20 protein-coding genes are annotated in these 19,100 nt (G+C 71.7%); 9 read left to right on the top strand and 11 right to left on the bottom strand.

Annotation, left to right across the window (positions count from 1 at the left end; translation table 11 throughout):
* The first annotated feature begins 43 nt into the window (after positions 1-43).
* Together ACWCPI_RS26210 and ACWCPI_RS26205 are read left to right on the top strand one after the other, a co-directional pair.
* Positions 44-790: a tRNA-dependent cyclodipeptide synthase gene (locus tag ACWCPI_RS26210; RefSeq protein WP_451040431.1), complete on the top strand. Its 747-nt coding sequence runs from the start codon at positions 44-46 to the stop codon at positions 788-790.
* Positions 780-1,967 (top strand): cytochrome P450, encoded by a 1,188-nt coding sequence (locus ACWCPI_RS26205; RefSeq protein WP_451040430.1) that lies wholly within the window; start codon positions 780-782, stop codon positions 1,965-1,967. The genes ACWCPI_RS26210 and ACWCPI_RS26205 overlap by 11 nt, the downstream gene beginning before the upstream one ends.
* Positions 1,968-2,018: 51 nt before the next feature.
* Here ACWCPI_RS26205 and ACWCPI_RS26200 read toward each other — a convergent pair whose 3' ends face one another.
* The 3 genes from ACWCPI_RS26200 to ACWCPI_RS26190 all read right to left on the bottom strand — a co-directional run bounded on the left by ACWCPI_RS26200 (position 2,019) and on the right by ACWCPI_RS26190 (position 3,707).
* Positions 2,019-2,678 carry a DUF5063 domain-containing protein gene (locus ACWCPI_RS26200; RefSeq protein ID WP_451040429.1) on the bottom strand — a complete coding sequence of 220 codons (660 nt, stop codon included), beginning with the start codon at positions 2,676-2,678 and terminating at the stop codon, positions 2,019-2,021.
* A complete protein-coding gene (recR, locus tag ACWCPI_RS26195; protein ID WP_019753753.1) occupies positions 2,671-3,270 on the bottom strand; it encodes a recombination mediator RecR in 600 nt (199 codons plus the stop codon). The genes ACWCPI_RS26200 and recR overlap by 8 nt, the downstream gene beginning before the upstream one ends.
* A 92-nt stretch (positions 3,271-3,362) precedes the next feature.
* The gene (locus tag ACWCPI_RS26190) at positions 3,363-3,707 is read right to left on the bottom strand and encodes a YbaB/EbfC family nucleoid-associated protein (RefSeq protein ID WP_388804123.1); all 345 of its coding nucleotides are present in this window, start codon (positions 3,705-3,707) and stop codon (positions 3,363-3,365) included.
* A 322-nt stretch (positions 3,708-4,029) separates the two neighbouring features.
* Between ACWCPI_RS26190 and ACWCPI_RS26185 the strand changes: the two genes are divergently transcribed.
* The gene (locus ACWCPI_RS26185) at positions 4,030-4,782 is read left to right on the top strand and encodes an SLATT domain-containing protein (protein ID WP_451040428.1); all 753 of its coding nucleotides are present in this window, start codon (positions 4,030-4,032) and stop codon (positions 4,780-4,782) included.
* A gap of 47 nt (positions 4,783-4,829) precedes the next feature.
* Here ACWCPI_RS26185 and ACWCPI_RS26180 read toward each other — a convergent pair whose 3' ends face one another.
* From ACWCPI_RS26180 to ACWCPI_RS26170, 3 genes are all read right to left on the bottom strand, one after another.
* Complete coding sequence (locus tag ACWCPI_RS26180; RefSeq protein ID WP_451040427.1) at positions 4,830-6,755, bottom strand: protein kinase domain-containing protein; 1,926 nt, start codon at positions 6,753-6,755, stop codon at positions 4,830-4,832.
* 89 nt (positions 6,756-6,844) lie between these two features.
* Positions 6,845-7,303, bottom strand: a complete 459-nt coding sequence (locus tag ACWCPI_RS26175; RefSeq protein WP_451040426.1) for a MarR family winged helix-turn-helix transcriptional regulator — start codon at positions 7,301-7,303, stop codon at positions 6,845-6,847.
* Entirely contained in the window at positions 7,300-7,923 is a 624-nt protein-coding gene (locus tag ACWCPI_RS26170) for a type 1 glutamine amidotransferase family protein (protein ID WP_451040425.1), read from the bottom strand. Before ACWCPI_RS26170 ends, ACWCPI_RS26175 begins: the two co-directional genes overlap by 4 nt.
* Before the next feature lie 168 nt (positions 7,924-8,091).
* Between ACWCPI_RS26170 and ACWCPI_RS26165 the strand changes: the two genes are divergently transcribed.
* From ACWCPI_RS26165 to ACWCPI_RS26155, 3 genes are all read left to right on the top strand, one after another.
* Positions 8,092-9,447, top strand: a complete 1,356-nt coding sequence (locus ACWCPI_RS26165) for an aminotransferase class III-fold pyridoxal phosphate-dependent enzyme (RefSeq protein WP_451040424.1) — start codon at positions 8,092-8,094, stop codon at positions 9,445-9,447.
* A gap of 125 nt (positions 9,448-9,572) precedes the next feature.
* Entirely contained in the window at positions 9,573-10,274 is a 702-nt protein-coding gene (locus ACWCPI_RS26160; protein ID WP_451040423.1) for a GntR family transcriptional regulator, read from the top strand.
* Between the two features lie 314 nt (positions 10,275-10,588).
* Positions 10,589-11,239, top strand: coding sequence for a hypothetical protein (locus ACWCPI_RS26155; RefSeq protein ID WP_451040422.1), 651 nt, complete (start codon positions 10,589-10,591; stop codon positions 11,237-11,239).
* A gap of 16 nt (positions 11,240-11,255) precedes the next feature.
* On the opposite strand, the gene ACWCPI_RS26150 is transcribed toward ACWCPI_RS26155, so the two are convergent.
* Together ACWCPI_RS26150 and ACWCPI_RS26145 are read right to left on the bottom strand one after the other, a co-directional pair.
* Positions 11,256-11,546: a hypothetical protein gene (locus ACWCPI_RS26150; protein WP_451040421.1), complete on the bottom strand. Its 291-nt coding sequence runs from the start codon at positions 11,544-11,546 to the stop codon at positions 11,256-11,258.
* Positions 11,547-11,678: 132 nt separating this feature from the next.
* The gene (locus tag ACWCPI_RS26145) at positions 11,679-12,962 is read right to left on the bottom strand and encodes an adenylosuccinate synthase (protein ID WP_451040420.1); all 1,284 of its coding nucleotides are present in this window, start codon (positions 12,960-12,962) and stop codon (positions 11,679-11,681) included.
* A gap of 196 nt (positions 12,963-13,158) precedes the next feature.
* On the opposite strand from ACWCPI_RS26145, the gene ACWCPI_RS26140 reads away from it, so the two are divergent.
* A complete protein-coding gene (locus ACWCPI_RS26140; protein WP_451040419.1) occupies positions 13,159-14,019 on the top strand; it encodes a diacylglycerol kinase in 861 nt (286 codons plus the stop codon).
* Between the two features lie 79 nt (positions 14,020-14,098).
* Here ACWCPI_RS26140 and ACWCPI_RS26135 read toward each other — a convergent pair whose 3' ends face one another.
* Positions 14,099-14,605, bottom strand: coding sequence for a GbsR/MarR family transcriptional regulator (locus tag ACWCPI_RS26135; protein WP_451040418.1), 507 nt, complete (start codon positions 14,603-14,605; stop codon positions 14,099-14,101).
* A 73-nt stretch (positions 14,606-14,678) separates the two neighbouring features.
* Here ACWCPI_RS26135 and ACWCPI_RS26130 point away from each other — a divergent pair, with 73 nt between their 5' ends.
* Positions 14,679-15,581: an ABC transporter ATP-binding protein gene (locus ACWCPI_RS26130; protein ID WP_451040417.1), complete on the top strand. Its 903-nt coding sequence runs from the start codon at positions 14,679-14,681 to the stop codon at positions 15,579-15,581.
* Positions 15,578-17,182: an ABC transporter permease gene (locus ACWCPI_RS26125; protein WP_451040416.1), complete on the top strand. Its 1,605-nt coding sequence runs from the start codon at positions 15,578-15,580 to the stop codon at positions 17,180-17,182. Before ACWCPI_RS26130 ends, ACWCPI_RS26125 begins: the two co-directional genes overlap by 4 nt.
* A 6-nt stretch (positions 17,183-17,188) precedes the next feature.
* Here ACWCPI_RS26125 and ACWCPI_RS26120 read toward each other — a convergent pair whose 3' ends face one another.
* A complete protein-coding gene (locus ACWCPI_RS26120) occupies positions 17,189-17,782 on the bottom strand; it encodes a Uma2 family endonuclease (RefSeq protein ID WP_451040415.1) in 594 nt (197 codons plus the stop codon).
* Positions 17,783-17,869: 87 nt separating this feature from the next.
* The gene (locus tag ACWCPI_RS26115) at positions 17,870-19,090 is read right to left on the bottom strand and encodes a cytochrome P450 (protein WP_451040414.1); all 1,221 of its coding nucleotides are present in this window, start codon (positions 19,088-19,090) and stop codon (positions 17,870-17,872) included.
* Positions 19,091-19,100: the final 10 nt, after the last annotated feature.

Raw genomic sequence — 19,100 nt, 5'->3', positions numbered from 1 at the left:
ACAAGGCTCCCCAGGGACTAGCGACGCGAAGGACTCTCCTCCTTTGACGACTGCGATCAGTTCTCAGCACGTCACTCGGGCCGGCACGACGGCCGGCTCCGCGGCAGACCTCTTCGGGATACGGCCCTTCACCCCCCACTGCGAAGTCATCCGCACCGCCGCCGACCACGCCGTGATCGGCGTCTCCCCGGGCAACAGCTACTTCTCCGCCCGGCGCGTCCACGACCTCGCCCGCTGGGGCCTCGCCCACTTCGAGCGCGTGGACTTCGTCCACACCGATCTGTACGTGGCCGAGATGTACGCGGCCTCCGGCTATCCGCCGGACGACGCGCGCCGCAAGGCGGTGAAGAACCTGCGCGGCGTACGGGCCAAGGTCCTCGGAGCCGTCCGGGCCGTCGACCCCGACGGGACCCGGCTGCGCGCGCACGCCATGTCCGACTTCCGCGGCAACCCGGCGTACCGCGAGATCCACGACCACCTGCAGGCCCGGCTCGCCACCGACGACGAGTTCCGCACGACCTGCGAGAAGCTCGTGGACTCCTTCCTGGCCGGCAAGGCGGGGACCGCGAGCGACGCCCGGCGCGAGGTCTGCCTGGCCTACGTCTGCGCCGAGGCCCCCCTCTTCCTGGACACCCCCGCCATCCTCGGTGTCCCCTCCTCCCTCAACTGCTACCACCAGCTGCTGCCGATGGCCGAGCTCCTCTACTCCCGCGGCGCCGGCCTGCGCGCCTCCCGCAACCAGGGCCACGCCATCGTGACGCCGGCGAAGGGGGCCACCGATGCCGACTGAGGGCCTCATCGACTTCCCGTTCTCCTGGCGCGGCGACCGACTCCCGCGGGAGGTGGAGGAGTTGCGTACCGCCACCCCCGTACGGCGCGTCCGCACGATCGCCGGTGACGAGGCCTGGCTGGTGTCGTCGTACGAACTGTGCAGGCAGGTCCTGGAGGACCCGCGGTTCAGCCTGAAGGAGACCTCGGCCCCCGGGGTGCCCCGTCAGTACGCGCTGACGATCCCGCCCGAGGTCGTCAACAACATGGGGAACATCACCGGGGCCGGGCTGCGCACGGCCGTCCTCAAGGCGCTGAACCCGAAGAGCCCCGGCCTGGTGGAGTGGATGCGGGCGTACGCCGCGGAACTCGTCGACGGGCTGATCCGCGAGGGCGCCCCGGCCGACCTGCGCGGCGGTTTCGCCGACCCGTACTCGGCGGGCATGCACTGCCGCATCCTCGGCATCCCGCCGGCGGACGCGCCCCGGCTGATGCGCAGCCTGGACATCGCGTTCATGAACTCGGCCTGCCCGGTCGCGGGCGCCCGGCTGAACTGGGACCGCGACATCGCCTACATGACCGAACGGCTCGACGACCCGTCGACGACGGGCCTGATGGCCGAACTGGCCGCACTGCGCGAGGATCCCGGCTACGGCCACCTCACCGACGAGATGCTCGCGACGGTCGGGGTGACGATGTTCGGCGCCGGGGTCGTCTCCACCTCGGGCTTCCTGACCATGGCGCTGGTGTCCCTGATCCAGCACCCCGAGCTGCACGCCCGTCTGCTGGCCGAGCGCACCCTGGTCCCGGCCGCCGTGGACGAGCTCCTGCGCATCAACCTGTCCATCGGCGACGGCCTGCCGCGCCTGGCGACCGAGGACGTGCGGCTGGGAGACGTACGGGTCAGGGCGGGCGAGCTCGTCCTGGTGCTGGTCGAGGGCGCGAACTTCGACCCGGACGCCTTCCCCGACCCCCACACGGTGGACCTCGGCCGGGAGAACCCCACCGCCCACCTCTCCTTCGGCGGCGGCCGCCACTACTGCCCCGCCACAGCCCTCGGCCGCAAGCACGCCGAGATCGCTCTGGAGGTCCTGCTGGAGCGGATGCCGGGGCTGCGGCTCGCGGTGCCGATCGAGCAGCTGGTGTGGCGGACAGGGTTCATGAAACGGATCCCGGAACGGCTGCCGACGATGTGGTGATCGGGGGCCGCCGGGCCCGCTGCCACCAACCGCTCGCCCGAGGAGGCGAGTTCACTGCGCCGAGCGCAGGCCCAGAGGGCCGCCGATCTCCTGTTCCATCACCTGGCCGGCCTCGAACTCCAGGGTGTCGTCGCCCATCGCCTGGTCGGTGTCGAGGCCGTCCAGCTCCTCCAGCGGCTGGTCCAGGCGGACGTGGGCCAGGACCGAGTGCAGGGCTCGCAGGGTCGCCGACGCGGTGCTCCCCCAGTTGGAGAAGTACGAGAACTGCCACCACCACAGGGCCTCCGTGGTGCGGCCGGCACGGTAGTGGGCCATGCCGTGGCGGAGGTCGGTGATGACGTCGGCCAGGTCGTCAGAGATACGGGCCGGGACCGGGGCCTTGCGGGGCTCGTAGGGGTCGAAGACCTCCGAGTAGACGTCCACCGGGTCCAGCAGCCGGGCGAGGTGCTCGCGCAGTTCGTCGACGTCCGGCTCCGGGCCCAGGTCGGGCTCGTAGCGCTCCTCGGGAACGATGTCCTCGTGCGCACCCAGGCGGCCGCCGGCCAGGAGGAGTTGGGAGACCTCCAGGAGCAGGAAGGGGACGGTCGAGCCCGGCTCGTCGCCCTTCGCGACCTCCGTCACGGCGACCAGGAAACTCTCGATCTGGTCGGCGATCTGGACCGCGAAGTCGTCCGGATTCCGGCCGGTCGCGTGCAGCGTGGCGTCAGACATCTAGGAGTCGTCTCCCCTCGAAGGCGCGGCCGAGGGTCACCTCGTCCGCGTATTCCAGGTCGCCACCCACCGGGAGGCCGCTGGCCAGGCGGGTGACCTTCAGGCCCATGGGCTTGATCATGCGTGCGAGGTACGTGGCCGTGGCCTCGCCTTCCAGATTCGGGTCCGTGGCCAGGATGAGCTCCGTGACCGTCCCGTCGGCCAACCGCGCGAGAAGTTCCCGGATACGCAGGTCGTCCGGCCCGACACCCTCGATCGGGCTGATCGCGCCGCCGAGGACGTGGTAACGGCCGCGGAACTCCCGGGTCCGCTCGATCGCGACGACGTCCTTCGGCTCCTCGACCACGCAGATGACCGCCGGGTCACGACGTGTGTCCCGGCAGATGTTGCACAGCTCCTCCTGCGCGACGTTCCCGCACGTCGCGCAGAAGCGGACCTTCGCCTTGACCTCCAGCAGGGCATGGGCGAGGCGCCGTACGTCCGTCGGTTCCGCCTGGAGGATGTGGAAGGCGATCCGCTGCGCGCTCTTGGGACCGACGCCGGGCAGCCGCCCCAGCTCGTCGATGAGGTCCTGGACCACGCCTTCGTACAACGGACTGCCGTCCTTCCTGGGGTTCCTTACGGTACGTACGGTAGTTGGCGGCGGCCCCTCTTAGAAAGACAAGGCGGGGAACGCCCGGAACGTCAGAAGGGCAGACCGGGGATGCCGCTGCCGCCGCCCAGGCCCTGGGCCAGCGGGCCCAGCTTCTGCTGCTGGAGGTTCTGCGCGTTCTCGTTGGCCGCCTGGACGGCCGCGACGACCAGGTCGGCGAGGGTCTCGGTGTCCTCCGGGTCCACCGCCTTCGGGTCGATCCGCAGCGCCCTGAGCTCGCCGGAGCCCGTCACGGTCGCCTGCACCAGACCGCCGCCGGCCTGGCCCTCGACCTCCGTCTGCGCCAGTTCCTCCTGCGCCCGCGCCAGGTCCTGCTGCATCTTCTGGGCCTGCTGGAGCAGCTGCTGCATGTTGGGCTGGCCACCACCGGGGATCACGATCAGCTCCTTGCCTCTGTACGGGTCTGCAACGGGGTTCTGTACGGGTCTTCCCGCTCGGATTGCCGTTCAGCACGAGCCTACGTGGTCCGGGCAGCCGTCGCCGCAGCACTCTTTCGAGTGAGAGGAACTGGAGTCCTATACCTGACCAAGACCCCACTTCCGGGCGGAAAAGAGGCGAAAGGCATCTCTTCGCCACCCATTGGGCGGTAGGAAGGGTCCGGCGCGTCAGCCTCAGGTGTGGCGTGACGTCGTGTACGTGGCGGGGGTCGTACCCGGCTCGTACGTGGGGTCACGCTCCGTGATCAGTAGGGAGTGCCGGGTGGGTCAGCCGGAGATGCAGCCCGACAGGTCGCCTCGGGACGGGCGGGGCGGCGAAGGGGCGGCCGGACTGCGGCCGGGCGATCTTCGAGGGCGGGCGTTTCCGCTCGGGGACTGGGGGGAGCCCGCGGTGCGGCTGCACGAGCTGTACCGGTGGGTGGAGCGGGGAGCGCTGGACACGGCGACGTGGTATCTCGCGGATCGGGTGTGGAAGCGGCGGGGGGCACGGGCGCTGCGGTGCGGGGCCGCGACGGGGGCGGTGGTGGGGGCCGCGTTGCCCCTGCTGGATGTGACGGGCGTGGTGAGCGGGGCGGCGCCGTGGGGGTATCTGGCGTTGCTGCTGGCGGTGGCGTGTGTCGCGGTCGACCGGTTCTTCGGGGTGACGTCCGGGTGGATAAGGGACGTCGCCACGGCTCAGGCGGTGCAGCGGCGGCTTCAGGTACTGCAGTTCGACTGGGCGACGGAGAGCGTGCGGGAGGTCCTGGGGCCGACCGAGGGCACGGCGAGCGAGGCGGCTGAGCGGTGTCTGGGGGTGTTGCGGCGGTTCTCGGAGGACGTGGCGGAGCTGGTGCGGGGGGAGACGGCCGACTGGATGGTGGAGTTCCGGACGGGGTCCGCGCCCATGGGGATCCAGTCGGCGCTGGCCGGCGGGCCCCGGCAGGACGCGGGTGTGGGGACGGGGCGGTTCTCGGTGCCGCCGTCGAACGGGACGCGGCCCAACATGCCTCGCCAGCGGCCACCGGAGCCCCGCTGACCGAGGGGGCCCCGCCCGCGGGCGTTCCTCGGCACAAGCGCCCCGTGTCACCGGCGGGTGTACGTGAGCTTCTCCCCGGTGCGCGTGTTCACGCGTTCCAGACGGCCGTCCGGGAGCAGGGTGATCTCGGTTGCGGCTCCGGGTGAGCAGGCGGTCGCCGGGGCACCGGAGGACACGGTGGACGGGCCGATCTGCAACGGGCCCTGCGCGCCCGGCCGTCCGGCCAGACGCGCCTCGAACACGCAGTGGTAGGTGCCGGTACCGGCCGGGCCGTCGGCGACGAGGCTGAGGACCGTGTCGCCGACGTCGCCCTGCCGGATCGTCAGCCGACGCTTGTTCGCGCCGGAGGCGTTGTCGATCGAGGCCGTCCAGGTGCCCAGGTACCCCGTGGGGATCACGCCGTCCGCCGGCGCCGACCGGGTCGGGGACGGCGTCGGGGCGGCGGGCGAGGAGCCGGTGGTGGCCGTGGCGGACGGTGCGGGGGACGGGCCGTCACCGGCTCGTTTCTCTCCCCCGCCGCTCATCAGGGCGTACACCGAGCCGCCGGCCGCGAGCGCGACGACCAGGGCGACGAGGACGAGCGCCACCGTGGAACGGCCACTGCGGGCGGGTGGTTCGGGTGGGGCGGCGGGCAGGAGGTACGGCAGGGGCGCGTCGTGCGGCGGGAGGGGGCCGTACGGCGGACCCGCGGGGCGGGAAGGCCCTTGGCCGTGTCCCGGGCCCTGGGCGTAAGGACCTCGGGCGTGGGGCGGGTTCGGGCCGAACGGCTCGTTCGGCCCGTAAGGCGGCGTCGAGCCCTGGGGCCGGTTCACGTCCCCCGGTGGGTAGCCGTACGCCGGCTGCTGCGGGTGCTGCTGCGCGGAGCCGTACGCCGGGTGCGGCGGGGGCCCTGACCGCGCGGGTGCGGGCGGGCCGCTCTGCGGGGCGGACACCGTGGGGAGCCGGTCCGGCGGCGTCCCGCCGGCGGCCGGCGCGTGCTCGGGGGAGGCCGCCGGGGTCGGCTCCGGCGGGCCCGCCATGGGCTCCCCGCCACCACCCGGCCCGGCCGGGCCCACCGGGTCCTCCGCGTCCAGCAACCGCACCGCGTGCCGCCCGAGTTGGGCCACCAGCGCGCTCGGCAGCCACGGGTCCCGGGAGCGTCCGTCGGCGACGGTGTCCTCGGCGCCCGTGCGCGCGAGAATGCGGTCCAGCGCCGGCCGGGCCCTGGGGTCCTTGCGCAGGCAGTCGCGGACCAGCTCGGCGATGCCCTCGGGCATCCCCTCCAGATCGGGTTCCTCCTGGGCGATCCGGAACATCACGGCGTGCGCGCCGCTGTCGACGGAGCCGAAGGGCAGCCTGCCGGTCGCGGCGTACGCGAGGACCGAGCCCAGGCAGAACACGTCGCACGCGGGCGTGATCCGGTCCCCGCGCACCTGCTCGGGCGCCATGAACCCGGGCGAGCCGATGAGCGCGCCGGTGCGGGTGAGCCCGCTCTCGCCGACCGTCTCCAGCGCCCGCGCGATCCCGAAGTCGATGACGCGCGGTCCGTCGATGGTGACCAGGACGTTCGAGGGTTTCAGGTCCCGGTGCACCATCCCCGCGGCATGGATGTCCCCCAGCGCGTGCGCCAGCCCGGCCGCCAGGATCCGCACCGACCGCTCGGGCAGCGCCCCGTGGTCGTGTCCGACGACCCGTTGGAGGCTGGGCCCGGCCACGTACCCGGTGGCGACCCAGGGCACCTCGGCCTCGGTGTCCGCGTCCAGCACCGGCGCGGTCCAGAACCCGCCGACCTGCCGTGCGGCCTGCACCTCCTGCCGGAAGCGGGCCCTGAACTCCTCCTGCGCGGCCAGCTCCCGCCGGACGAGTTTGACGGCGACGGTACGGCCGCGGTCGGAGCGGGCGAGATAGACGTCCCCCATGCCGCCCGCGCCCAGCCGCGCCAGCAGCCGGTACGCCCCGATCTGCGGTGGATCCCCCGGCCCCAGCTTCTCCATCACGCGCCCCCAACCCCGCCTGCGCAAGCCCCCGCCCACGCGACGGCCCCACGATAGTGCGGCCTTCGGCGAGGTGAACGGGGCCGGGTCTACGGTTCCGTAACAGGAACGGCGATCTGGTCGAGGACCTCCGACAACCGTTCCAGAACCAGGACGGCATCGGCGAGTTCCGCCTCGCCGAACTCCTTCGCCAGCCGCTCCGCGAAGGCCGCGTGGCCGGGGTCGATGCGGGAGATCGCCGCGCGGCCCTCGTCCGTGGGCGCGAGGAGCTTCGCACGGCGGTGGGCGGGGTTGGGCCGGTACTCGGCGAGGCCCTTGTCCACCAGCAGGTCGGCGATGCGCTGCACGCTCTGCCGGGTGATGCCCATGGCACGGGCGATACCGGAGACGGGGAGGGGCTCGCCCAGCACCGCGCCCAGGACCTGCCACCACGCCGCGGTCAGTCCGGAGGGCCGGGCCAGTTCCTCGGCGACCCCGAGGAACTGGCCGTTCAGCCGGAAGACGCCGAGCGCGCTGCGGCTGAGCAGGTCCTGGTGTTCGCGGTTCACAGGACGCCCGCCTTCTCCAGCACCGCGTACGCCTCGGCGTCGGAGTCGTGGAACAGGCCGTACCAGGCGTCGACGGCCTCGTCGTCGTAGACCTTCAGAAGCCGCAGGATCTCCCTGGCGAAGGCGACCGGCTCGGTCGGACCGGCGGTGACGAGCCCGCCGTCGGTGACGGCGTCGGCCTCCACGTACCGCGCGCCGCCGCCGTATCCGGTCGCGGCCAGATAGAAGGAGACCGCGCTGGTGTGGTCCCGGTCGTCGAGCAGGCCCTCGCGCGCCACGCCGGCCGTCGCCCCGCAGATCGCGGCCACCGGCACTCCGGCCTCCAGGAAGGCGCGGGCCGTGCGCGCGAAGGGCGCGAGCTCGTCGCCCGCGTCCCACAGGTCGGCGCCCGGCAGGATCAGCAGGCACGCGTCGGCCGGCCGTACCTCGGCCAGGGCCAGGTCGGGCTGGATGCGCAGGCCGCCGACGGTGGTGACGGGCTCGCGGGTCGGGCCGACCGTGCGGATCTCGTAGCCGGCGCGGGCCAGCTGCGCGGTGGCGTGGCCGGGCTCCCAGTCGGCCAGGGTTTCGTAGACCGCGAGGTACACGGGCTTACGGATGGTGCCGGTGCTGCTGGCCATGACTCCTCCTGGAGGCTTCGCCGTCCCTATATGACAACATACTGTCAGTTCGACAGGCTGCTGTCAATTGGGCCGGGCGCCGCCGTCGACACCCTGTCGCTAAAACCCCGCGACCGCAGACAGGACGCCGATACCGCGGCCGGGTCCGCGCTCCGTACGCTCGCCCGCATGACCCCTCATCCGAATCCCGAGGTCGGCGCCGCCGTGAAGGCCGCGGACCGTGCGCATGTCTTCCACTCCTGGTCCGCGCAGGAGCTCATCGACCCGCTCGCCGTCGCCGGCGCCGAGGGGTCGTACTTCTGGGACCACGACGGCAACCGCTACCTGGACTTCACCAGCGGCCTCGTCTACACGAACGTCGGCTACCAGCACCCGAAGGTCGTCGCCGCGATACAGGAGCAGGCCGCACACCTGTCCACCTTCGCGCCCGCCTTCGCCGTCGAGGCCCGCTCCGAGGCGGCCCGGCTGATCGCCGAGCGGACGCCGGGCGACCTGGACAAGATCTTCTTCACCAACGGCGGCGCGGACGCCGTGGAGCACGCCGTGCGGATGGCGCGGCTGCACACCGGGCGCCCGAAGGTGCTCTCGGCGTACCGCTCGTACCACGGCGGTACGCAGCAGGCCGTCAACATCACCGGCGATCCCCGCCGCTGGGCCTCCGACAGCGCCACCGCCGGTGTCGTGCACTTCTGGGCACCCTTCCCCTACCGCTCCCGCTTCTACGCGGAGACCGAGGAGCAGGAGTGCGCGCGGGCGCTCGAACACCTGGAGACGACGATCGCCTTCGAGGGCCCGTCGACCGTCGCCGCGATCATCCTGGAGACGATCCCCGGAACGGCCGGGATCATGCTGCCGCCGCCCGGCTACCTGGCGGGTGTGCGCGAGATCTGCGACAAGTACGGGATCGTCTTCGTCCTGGACGAGGTCATGGCCGGGTTCGGACGCACCGGTGAGTGGTTCGCCGCGGACCTGTACGACGTGACGCCGGACCTGATGACCTTCGCCAAGGGCGTGAACTCCGGATACGTGCCGCTCGGCGGCGTCGCCATCTCCGCCGCGATCGCCGAGACGTTCGGCAGGCGGCCCTACCCCGGCGGTCTGACGTACTCGGGCCATCCGCTGGCCTGTGCCGCCGCGGTCGCCACGATCAACGTGATGGCCGAGGAGGGCATCGTCGACAACGCCGCCCGGCTGGGCGCCGACGTGGTCGGGCCGGGCCTGCGCGAACTGGCCGAGCGGCACCCGAGCGTCGGCGAGGTGCGCGGCGTCGGCATGTTCTGGGCCGTCGAGCTGGTGAAGAACCGGGAGACCCGCGAGCCGCTCGTGCCGTACAACGCGAGCGGCGAGGCCAACGCCCCCATGGCCGCGTTCGGCTCCGCCATGAAGGCCGGCGGGGTGTGGCCGTTCGTGAACATGAACCGCACGCACGTGGTCCCGCCGTGCAACGTGGGCGAGGCCGAGCTGAAGGAGGGCCTGGCCGTGCTGGACGCCGCGCTGTCCGTGGCCGACGAGTACACCGAGTAGCCGCCGGGGCGGCTCGGGCGTCCATCGCCGTGAAAAGTCCGGCGAAGGCCGAACGCGTAAGGTGGCGTGCTCGTAGACATGTACGCACACGCCACCTCATCGCCACGACGGGAGACGTCCTGACCATGCCCGGCACCGGCAGCAACGGCTCCGTGACGCGGAGCACCCTGCGGCAGCAGATCGCGGACGCGCTGCGGGACGAGGTGCTGGCCGGCCGGCTGCAGGCGGGGCGGGAGTTCACCGTGAAGGAGATCGCCGAGCAGTACGGCGTCTCCGCGACACCGGTCCGCGAGGCGCTCGTGGACCTCTCCGCGCAGGGCCTGCTGGAGGCCGACCAGCACCGCGGGTTCCGGGTGCACGAGTACTCCGTCGAGGACTACCGCGGCATCCTCGAGGCCCGCGGACTGGTCGTCGACGGCATCTTCCAGGTCCTGTCCGCCGACCCCGCCGGCACCCGGGACCCCGACGACCCGCGCGTCCACGCCGCCGTCGCCGGCGTACGCCGCCGCGCAGAGGAGGCGCAGCGGGCCGCCACCGCCGGCGACCTGACCGTGCTGATCGGCTACGACCTGCGTTTCTGGCGCGAGCTCGGTGCCCTCTTCGGCAACCCGTACCTCGCCGACTTCCTGCACCGGCTGCGCGTGCAGTCCTGGGTCTGCGCGGTCCAGCACCTGCGCGGCCTGGACGACCTGCGCGGCCGGCTGTGGTCCCGGCACACCGAACTGGTCGACGCCCTGATGCGGCGCGACCTGGCCACCGCCCGCTCGATCATCGCCGCGTACGACGCGGACTCCCTCGCGCTGATCGAGCGGCTGGCGTCCGGGTGAGTCAGGCGGATGCACCCGGCGTACCGGCGAGCGGACCTGCCGGTGCCGGTGCCGGTCCCTCGACCGGAGGACGGCACCCCGCGGGACGGCCCGGAAAAGCCGGCGGGCGGACCCGGTAGGCGGGCCACCGGAGTTTGGGTATGGGACCTGCACGAAGGGGGACCCGCATGAGAAACCCGCGTGGAGTCCGCGCGAGGACCCACACATCGAGCCCGCGCGAGGGGATCCGCCCCCGAGCCGCACCGACTACCCTTCCCTGACCACTGTGCTACGCCTGAGCCACGCCGTGCGACCGCTGTGTGAGGAGCCCTCTTTTGGCCTGTGACCTGTGGCTGGTACCGCTCGTCGACGTGTTGTGCCACACGCCCGACAACCCGTTCGCCGAGGAACTCGCGCAATACAACAACGTGCTCGCCGAGGCCGGGCTGCCGCCGGTGCCGGTGTACCAGTACATGCCCGGCCTGTCCGGTGACGTCGCGCCGGTCGCCGGATTCGACTACGACGCGCTGCACTTCCTGCGCCGCGCCTACCTGCTCCAGGTCTGCGGCCTGCCCGTCACCCCGGTGGACGAACTGGGCGGCGACTACGAGCAGTTGCTGGAGATGTTCGATTCGACGGCCAAGCAGTCGCACCTGGTCTGGCACTACGACCACGCCGGCGCGTACGTCCCCGTCGACTTCCCGGACCCGCTCTCCAGCGACGCACTCCTGGCGGGCGGCGGCCCGCTCGGCTCCTCCCAGTCCCTCCTGCGCGAGCTGGAGTTCGTGGCCCAGGCGATCGGCATCGACCCGGCCAACCCTCCGGCCGCCCCCCAACCCCCGCAGGGCCCCACGGCCCTGGAGGAACCGGCCGTCCCCGCCCCCTACGACCCGAGCCCCTTCGCCCGCGAACGGCATGTGTGGCTGGGGCTGCACGCGGCGGCGACGCGGAGCCTGGCGCAGGGGTCGATGATCGTCTTCAGCTGACCCGTCCGGAGCCGCCCTACTTCATCTTGGCGAGCCCCTTCTGCAGGTCCTCGGCGTTCATCACCGGCGTGTAGTCCAGATCGGCGCCCAGCTCGTAGAAGAGCGGCTCGGCGATCGACGGCATCTCCGAGGGGTCCTGGAGGTCGAAGACCATGAACATCGTGCGGACCCCGTGGTCGGTGGTGAAGTAGGCGGACTCCGGTTTGATCTTGTCCATGAGCCCCTTCACCACCTCGGGCATCTTGCCGCTGCGGATGACGGCGTTCGACTTCTCCGTGTCGAGATGGGCCTGGAGCAGCACGCGCATGACGCTCACCTTCTTCTGTTCGCCGCTGAGTCGTACGGCATCACGTTATGGGCGGTATGCGCACCTCGCTCGCTCACTGCTCCATCAGAAGAAGGGGCGCCCCGACGGGACGCCCCTTCTTCTGACATCGGCTCACAGGAACGAGTTGATCTCGATCGTCTCGTCCCGGCCCGGGCCCACGCCGATCGCTGAGATCGGCGCGCCCGACATCTCCTCCAGCGCCTTGACGTAGGCCTGGGCGTTCTTCGGGAGGTCGGAGAACGACTTGGCCTTCGAGATGTCCTCGGACCAGCCCGGCAGCATCTCGTAGACCGGCTTCGCGTGGTGGAAGTCGGTCTGGGAGTACGGCAGTTCCTCGACGCGCTTGCCGTCGATCTCGTAGGCCACGCAGACCGGGATCTGCTCCCAGCCGGTCAGCACGTCCAGCTTGGTGAGGAAGAAGTCGGTCAGGCCGTTCACACGGGTCGCGTAGCGGGCGATCACGGCGTCGAACCAGCCGCAGCGGCGGTCACGGCCGGTCGTCACGCCCCGCTCGCCACCGATGCGGCGCAGCGCCTCGCCGTCCTCGTCGAACAGCTCGGTCGGGAACGGGCCCGCGCCGACGCGCGTGGTGTACGCCTTGAGGATGCCGATCACGCGGCTGATCTTCGTCGGGCCCACGCCGGCGCCGGTGCAGGCGCCGCCCGCGGTCGGGTTGGACGAGGTGACGAAGGGGTACGTGCCGTGGTCGATGTCGAGGAGCGTGCCCTGGCCGCCCTCGAAGAGGACCACCTTGCCGTCCTCGAGCGCCTGGTTGAGGACCAGGACGGTGTCGGCGACGTACGGCTCGATCTTCGCGGCGTAACCCAGCAGCTCCTCGACGACCTGCTCGACGGCGATCGCGCGGCGGTTGTAGAGCTTGGTCAGGACCTGGTTCTTGACGTCGAGGGCCGCCTCGACCTTCTGGGTCAGGATCGACTCGTCGTAGAGGTCCTGGACGCGGATACCGACGCGGTTGATCTTGTCGGCGTAGGTCGGGCCGATGCCGCGACCGGTGGTGCCGATCTTCCGCTTGCCGAGGAAGCGCTCCGTCACCTTGTCGACCGTCACGTTGTACGGCGTGATGATGTGCGCGTTTCCGCTGATGAGGAGCTTGGACGTGTCGACGCCGCGCTCGTTCAGACCGCTCAGCTCGGAGAGCAGGACCGACGGGTCGACGACGACGCCGTTGCCGATGACCGGGGTGCACCCCGGCGACAGGATTCCGGAAGGGAGCAGGTGCAGGGCGTACTTCTGATCGCCCACGACCACCGTGTGGCCGGCGTTGTTACCACCCTGGTAACGCACCACGTAGTCGACGGAGCCGCCTAGCAGGTCCGTCGCCTTTCCCTTGCCTTCGTCACCCCACTGAGCACCGAGCAGCACAAGTGCGGGCACGCGCGTACACCCCTTCCGGGCGGGGCATGTCCAAGGTCAGGGGTGTACACGGAGGGTCTCCGCCGTGTACACCACGATCGGTGGCGACCGTCGTTGGCCGCACGCCGTCGGACCGGATGGCCCCGGAATAGACGAAGCCCCTGGCGCAATAGCGCAAGGGGCTCTTGCACAAAGATGCTACCCGAGGAAGCGAGGCATGGCCGAGGTGGCGACTTTCGCGACGTCCGATCAGCTGTTGGTGGTGATCGATCCGATCGCTCACAGGACGGACGGGGAGTCCGTGAGGATCGCGAAAGACGTGCTCAGCGCGGGTGCGGCGACGAAGGTGTGCCTGCCGGACGGTCCGGACGAATTCGCGCGGGCCCTGGCCAGGCGCGGGTCGCGCCGGCCGGTGCTCGTGGGCGACGACCATGCGCTGACGCGGGCCGTGTCGCTGCTGCACCGGCAGCGGGAGCTGGCCGAGTGCGTGCTGTCGATGGTGCCGGTCGGGCGGGCGCTGTCCCTGGCGGACTCCCTCGGGGTGCCGACGGGGGCGGTGGCGGCGGCCCGTGCCGTGCTGGAGGGCGCGGAGCGGCGTCTGGACCTCCTCGTGGACGACAGCGACGGCGTGGTGCTGGGCGCGCTGCGGATCCCGCCGGTGCGGGATCTCGACGCCGAGCCGGCCGGGGCGACCGCGGTGGGAGCGGGTGTCGCGCGGCCGTGGCTGCGGACCTGCCAGTCGCTGGTACGGACCCTGGTGCCGGCCCGGGGCACACTCCCCGCGGTGTCCGGGCCGTCGCGGCTGCGCGTCGAGGTCGACGGGGCGACGCTGGTGGACCTCGACCAGCCGGTGGAGGCGGTGTCGGTGACGCCGGGGGCCACCGGTGTGGCCGAGGTGGAGGTACGGCCGTCCTCGGTGGGCGCGGAGGCCGCCCCCCTGCGGGCCGAAGGGCGCACGGTGACGGTGTCGGGCGCCCACTTCCGCTACCGGGCCGACGCGACGGTCTCGGGACCGCTGCGCAGACGGACGTGGACCGTGGGGGAGGGCGGGTTGCGGCTGGTGCTGCCGGGGCGGTGAGCTGTGCCGGCTGCCGGGGCGGTGAGCGGGGCGGGCTGCCGGGTGCCCCGGGCGGGAGGCGGGTGCCCCCGCGGAACTCCTAGCGGGTGCCTCCCCGGCCGAAGGTCTGGTCCCGGTGCTCCCGCCACCGTTCCATCAGCTTGCCGAGTTCGCCCTCCAGGAACTCGAAGAAGGCGAGCGTCTCGGCGATGCGCTGCCCGCCGGGGGACGCGGGTCCGAGGCTGTCGACGCCCTCGCGCAGGGTCTGCTCCCAGCGTTTGAGCACGGCGTCGCGGTTGGTCAGCGCCTCGTACCACTGGTCGCTGTGCACCCGGTACCGCTCCCGTCGTGAGCCGGGCTCGCGCTCGCGGGAGACCATGTGCACCTGGGCGAGGTAGCGCACGGCCCCTGAGATGGCCGCCGGGCTGACCTGGAGCTGCTCGCCGAGTTCGGCGGAGGTCATGGCCCCGGAGTCGGACGCGAGCAGCGCGGCGAAGACCCGCGCGGCCATGCGCTGCATCCCGGCCTCGACGAGCTGCGCCGCGAAGCCCTCCACGAACTTCGACACGGCCTCCGCGTTCCGGCCGGATTCGGCTGATTCCGTCATGCGCCCATCCTATCGGCGATTCACTCACTTCCTTAACTTCACAAATTCCTGAAACAAGCGTACGTTCTGAAGCATGACGAAGGCACTCACGGTCTCCGGGCTGCACAAGTCGTTCGGCAGGACCCATGCCCTCGACGGGCTCGATCTGGACGTCGAGTCCGGCGAGGTCCATGGCTTCCTCGGTCCCAATGGCGCCGGCAAGTCCACCGCCATCCGTGTGCTGCTCGGCCTGCTGCGCGCCGACTCCGGCAGCGTCCAGGTGCTCGGCCGCGACCCCTGGGCCGACGCGGTGGAGGTGCACCGCCGGATCGCCTACGTCCCCGGCGACGTCACCCTGTGGCGCAACCTCTCCGGCGGCGAGGTCATCGACCTGTACGGCCGGCTGCGCGGCGGCCTCGACAAGAGGCGCCGGGCCGAACTGATCGAGCGGTTCGAGCTGGACCCGACGAAGAAGGGCCGCACCTACTCCAAGGGCAACCGGCAGAAGGTCGCCCTCGTCGCCGCGTTCGCCTCCGACGTGGACCTGCTGATCCTCGACGAGCCGACCTCGGGCCTGGACCCGCTGATGGAGGAGGTCTTCCAGCGCTGCGTGGTGCAGGAGCGCGAGCGCGGCCGCACGGTCCTGCTGTCCTCCCACATCCTCAGCGAGGTCGAGGAACTGTGCGACCGGGTCAGCATCATCCGCAAGGGCCGTACGGTCGAGAGCGGTTCGCTCGCCGACCTGCGCCATCTGACCCGGACCAGTGTGACGGCCGAACTGGCGGGCCCGCCCAACGGGTTGTCGCGCCTGCCCGGCGTCCACGACCTCGACGTCCAGGGGCACCGCGTCCGCCTCCAGGTCGACACCGACAAACTCGACGCCGTCCTGCGGTCGCTCGGCGAGTCCGGCGTGCGATCGCTGACGTCGACGCCGCCGACCCTGGAGGAGCTGTTCCTGCGGCACTACCAGAACGACGCGAGCGAGGTGGCCCGATGACCGCCGCGGCCTTCGGGGTACGGCCGTCGGGCTCGCGCCAACTCGCCGGCACGGGGACGCTGTTGCGTTTCGCGCTGCGCCGCGACCGGGTGATGATCCCCGTCTGGGTCGCCGTGAACGCGCTGATGATCCTCTCCATGCCGAACACGCTGGAGAACCTGTACGCCACCCCGGCCGAGCGCGCCGACCTGGTGCGGGACACCGCCGCCAACGCCTCCTTCCGCGCGCTGATCGGCCCCACCCTCGGCGACTCGATCGGTGCCCTGACCGCCTGGCGGGTCGGTGTGTACGCGGGCGCGCTCGCGGCCGTGACGAGCCTGCTCCTCGTCGTACGGCACACCCGGGACGAGGAGGAGAGCGGCCGTCAGGAGCTGGTGGCCTCCGGGATGGTGGGGCGCAGGGCGTCCCTGACGGCCGCGCTGCTGACGGCGGCCGTCGCCAACGCCGTGCTCGCCCTGCTGGTGGCGGCCGGACTCGCCGGTCGGGGCGCTTCCGGTGCGCTGGCCTTCGGGCTCGGGCTCGCCGGGGTCGGCATGGTCTTCGCGACGATGGCGGCGATCGTCGCCCAGTTCACCCAGAGCGCGCGACTGGCGCGCGGGCTGACGGCAGGTCTGCTGGGCGCCGCTTTCGTCCTGCGCGCGGCGGGCGACTCGGCGTCGGACGACGGCTCCTCGGCGCTGACGTGGGTGTCACCGCTGGGCTGGCTGGAGAACCTGCGGCCCTTCGCGGGCGAACGCTGGTGGGTGCTGCTGCTGTTCGCGGCAGCGGCCTCGGCGCAGGGCATGGCCGCGTACGCGCTCGCCGGACGCCGCGATGTGGGCATGAGCTTCCTGCCCGCCCGGCCGGGCCCCGCCGAGGGCCGCCTCGGCACGGCGGGCGCCCTGGCCTGGCGGTTGCAGCGCGGCGGCGTGCTCGGCTGGAGCATCGGGTTCTTCCTCGCCGGGGTCGTCTACGGCGGGCTGACCGACGGCGTGGCCGACATCGTCGGCGGCAACGAGAAGGCGCGTGAGATCTTCGCGCGCATGGGTGGGCAGGCGGGGCTGACGGACGCGTTCCTGGCCTCGATGATCGGCATGCTCGGCCTGGTCGCGGCGCTGTTCGTCGTGGCGTCGGTGCTGCGGCTGCACGGCGAGGAGACCTCGATGCGGGCCGAACCGATCCTCGCGAACGCCGTGGGCCGACTGCGCTGGGCCGCCGGGCATCTGGTGATCGCCTTCACCGGCTCCGCGCTGATCATGCTGCTCGCGGGGCTCGGCTTCGCGGCCGGTCACGGCAAGCAGGTCGGCCCGATCCTGGGGGCCTGCCTGGTGCAGCTCCCGGCGGTGTGGGTCGTCGGCGGGCTGGCGGTCCTGCTGTACGGGGTGCTGCCGCGGGCGGCCATGGCGGCGTGGGGTGTCGCCGGGGCGGTGCTGCTGCTCGGGTGGGTGGGGCCTGCCCTCGATGTACCGCAGGCGGTGCTGGATCTGTCGCCGTTCGGGCACCTGCCGAAGCTGCCGGGCGGAGGGATGCAGTGGGGGCCGGTGCTGGTCCTGCTGGCACTGGCGGCGGTGCTGGTCGCCGCGGGGCTGGCGGGGTTGCGGCGGCGGGACGTGACCACGTGACCGGTATCAGTCGACGTACTGCTTGAGCTCCTCGGTGTCGAGTTCGATTCCGACGGGGTCAGGGAGAGCGACCTTGCCGCCGAGCCTGACCACGTGGATGTCGCGGTAACCGTCCTCCAGGTCCGGATCACTGTGCACGAGGATGGACAGGTTGTCCCGGTCGATCAGCAGATAGACCGGGATACCCGCCTCGGCGTACGCCCGAGGCTTCTCGACCCGGTCGCGCCGATGGGTGTCCGAGTCGTAGGACGTGATCTCGACGGCCATCAGCACGCCCCGGGGGTCGGCCCAGTCCCCCTGGCCCACGAAGTGATCGACAGGGGCGAGCACGCCGTCAGGCCGGGCGCGGCCCTTGCGGTATGCCTCGGCCTTGAGCCCCTGAAGAGGATTGAGGTCCAGTTCTGGCCGAGCACGCATGCACTGACGGATCAGCCACATGGTGATCGCGCCGTGGTTGCCGTTTGTCACTTTCCTGAGCCCGATCCGTCCGCCGATGAACTCGAACCTGACGGTCTCGTCCTCCCGCTCGGCGAAATCAGCGATCCGCTCGAACATGTCCACCGACAACTGAGACGACGCACGCTCTGCCATAACCGTCATGGTGCCTCCCTTCGCAGGCAGGCACCAGCGTGACGAGGCACCGACGACCACGAACGGGGTTCGCTCGGCGATCAGCAGAACGAGTGATCAGCCCACCTCGACGCTCAGCCCTTCCAGTCCGCGAATCACGAAGTTCGGCTTGCGTTCCGGCTCCGCCGCCGGCCGCAGGGTCGGCGCCCGCTCCAGCAGCGCCGCCATCGACGCCGCCAGCTCGATGCGGGCCAGCGGAGCCCCGATGCAGTAGTGGATGCCCGCGCTGAAGGAGATGTGCGGGTTCTCCTTGCGGGTGAGGTCGAGGCGGTCGGGGTCGGCGAAGACCTCCGGATCGTGGTTCGCGGAGCCGAACAGCATCGCGATCTCCGAGCCCCGCGGGATCACCGTCCCGTCGATCTCGATCTCGTCCAGCACCCAGCGCTCGAACAGCTGCAGCGGGGTGTCGTAGCGCATCAGCTCCTCGATCGCGGACGGGATCAGGGAGTGGTCGGCGCGCAGGGCGGCGAGCTGGTCGGGGTTGCGGAACAGCGCCCACCAACCGTTGACCGTGGCGTTCACCGTGGCCTCGTGGCCGGCGTTGAGGAGGAGGACCGCCGTGGAGATCATCTCCTGCTCGGTGAGCCGGTCGCCCTCGTCGTGGGCCTCGATCAGGCCCGACATCAGGTCGTCCCCCGGCTCCTTGCGGCGGGCCGCGATCAGCTCCGTGAGGTAGTCCGAGAACTCGACCGACGCGCGAACCGCGCGCGCCGCCGTCTCCTCGGACGGGTTCAGCTCGTACATCCCGCAGATGTCCGCCGACCAGGGCCGCAGCTGCGCCCGGTCCGACTCGGGGATGCCCAGCATCTCGGCGATCACCGCGACCGGCAACGGCTCCGCCACGTCCGCCAGCAGATCGCCGCCGCCCTTCTCGACCAGCGCCGACACCAGATCCCCGGCCAGCCCCCGCACATACGGCTTCAGCCGCTCCACCGTGCGCGGCGTGAACGCCTTCGACACCAGCCGCCGGATCCTGGTGTGGTCCGGCGGCTCCAGGTCGAGCATCCCGTGGTCGTTGAGCACGTGGAACGGCTCGTGCTCCGGCGGCGGCGCCGTCCGCCCGAACTCCTCGTGGGTGAAACGGTGCTGGTACGTCCGGCCCAGGCGCCGGTCCCGCAGCAGCGCCGAGACGTCCGCGTGGTGCGGTACCAGCCACTGGTTCGTGGGCTCGAAGCGGTGCACCCGGCCCCGGGCACGCAGTTCGGCGTAGGCGGGGTACGGGTCGGCCAGGAACGCCGGGTCCCACGGGTCGAAAGCGAGGTCGCAACGAGCTGCCATGCACGGACGT

The sequence above is a fragment of the Streptomyces sp. NPDC001920 genome (assembly GCF_053594495.1).
This window is presented reverse-complemented; position numbering and strand designations above follow the sequence as displayed.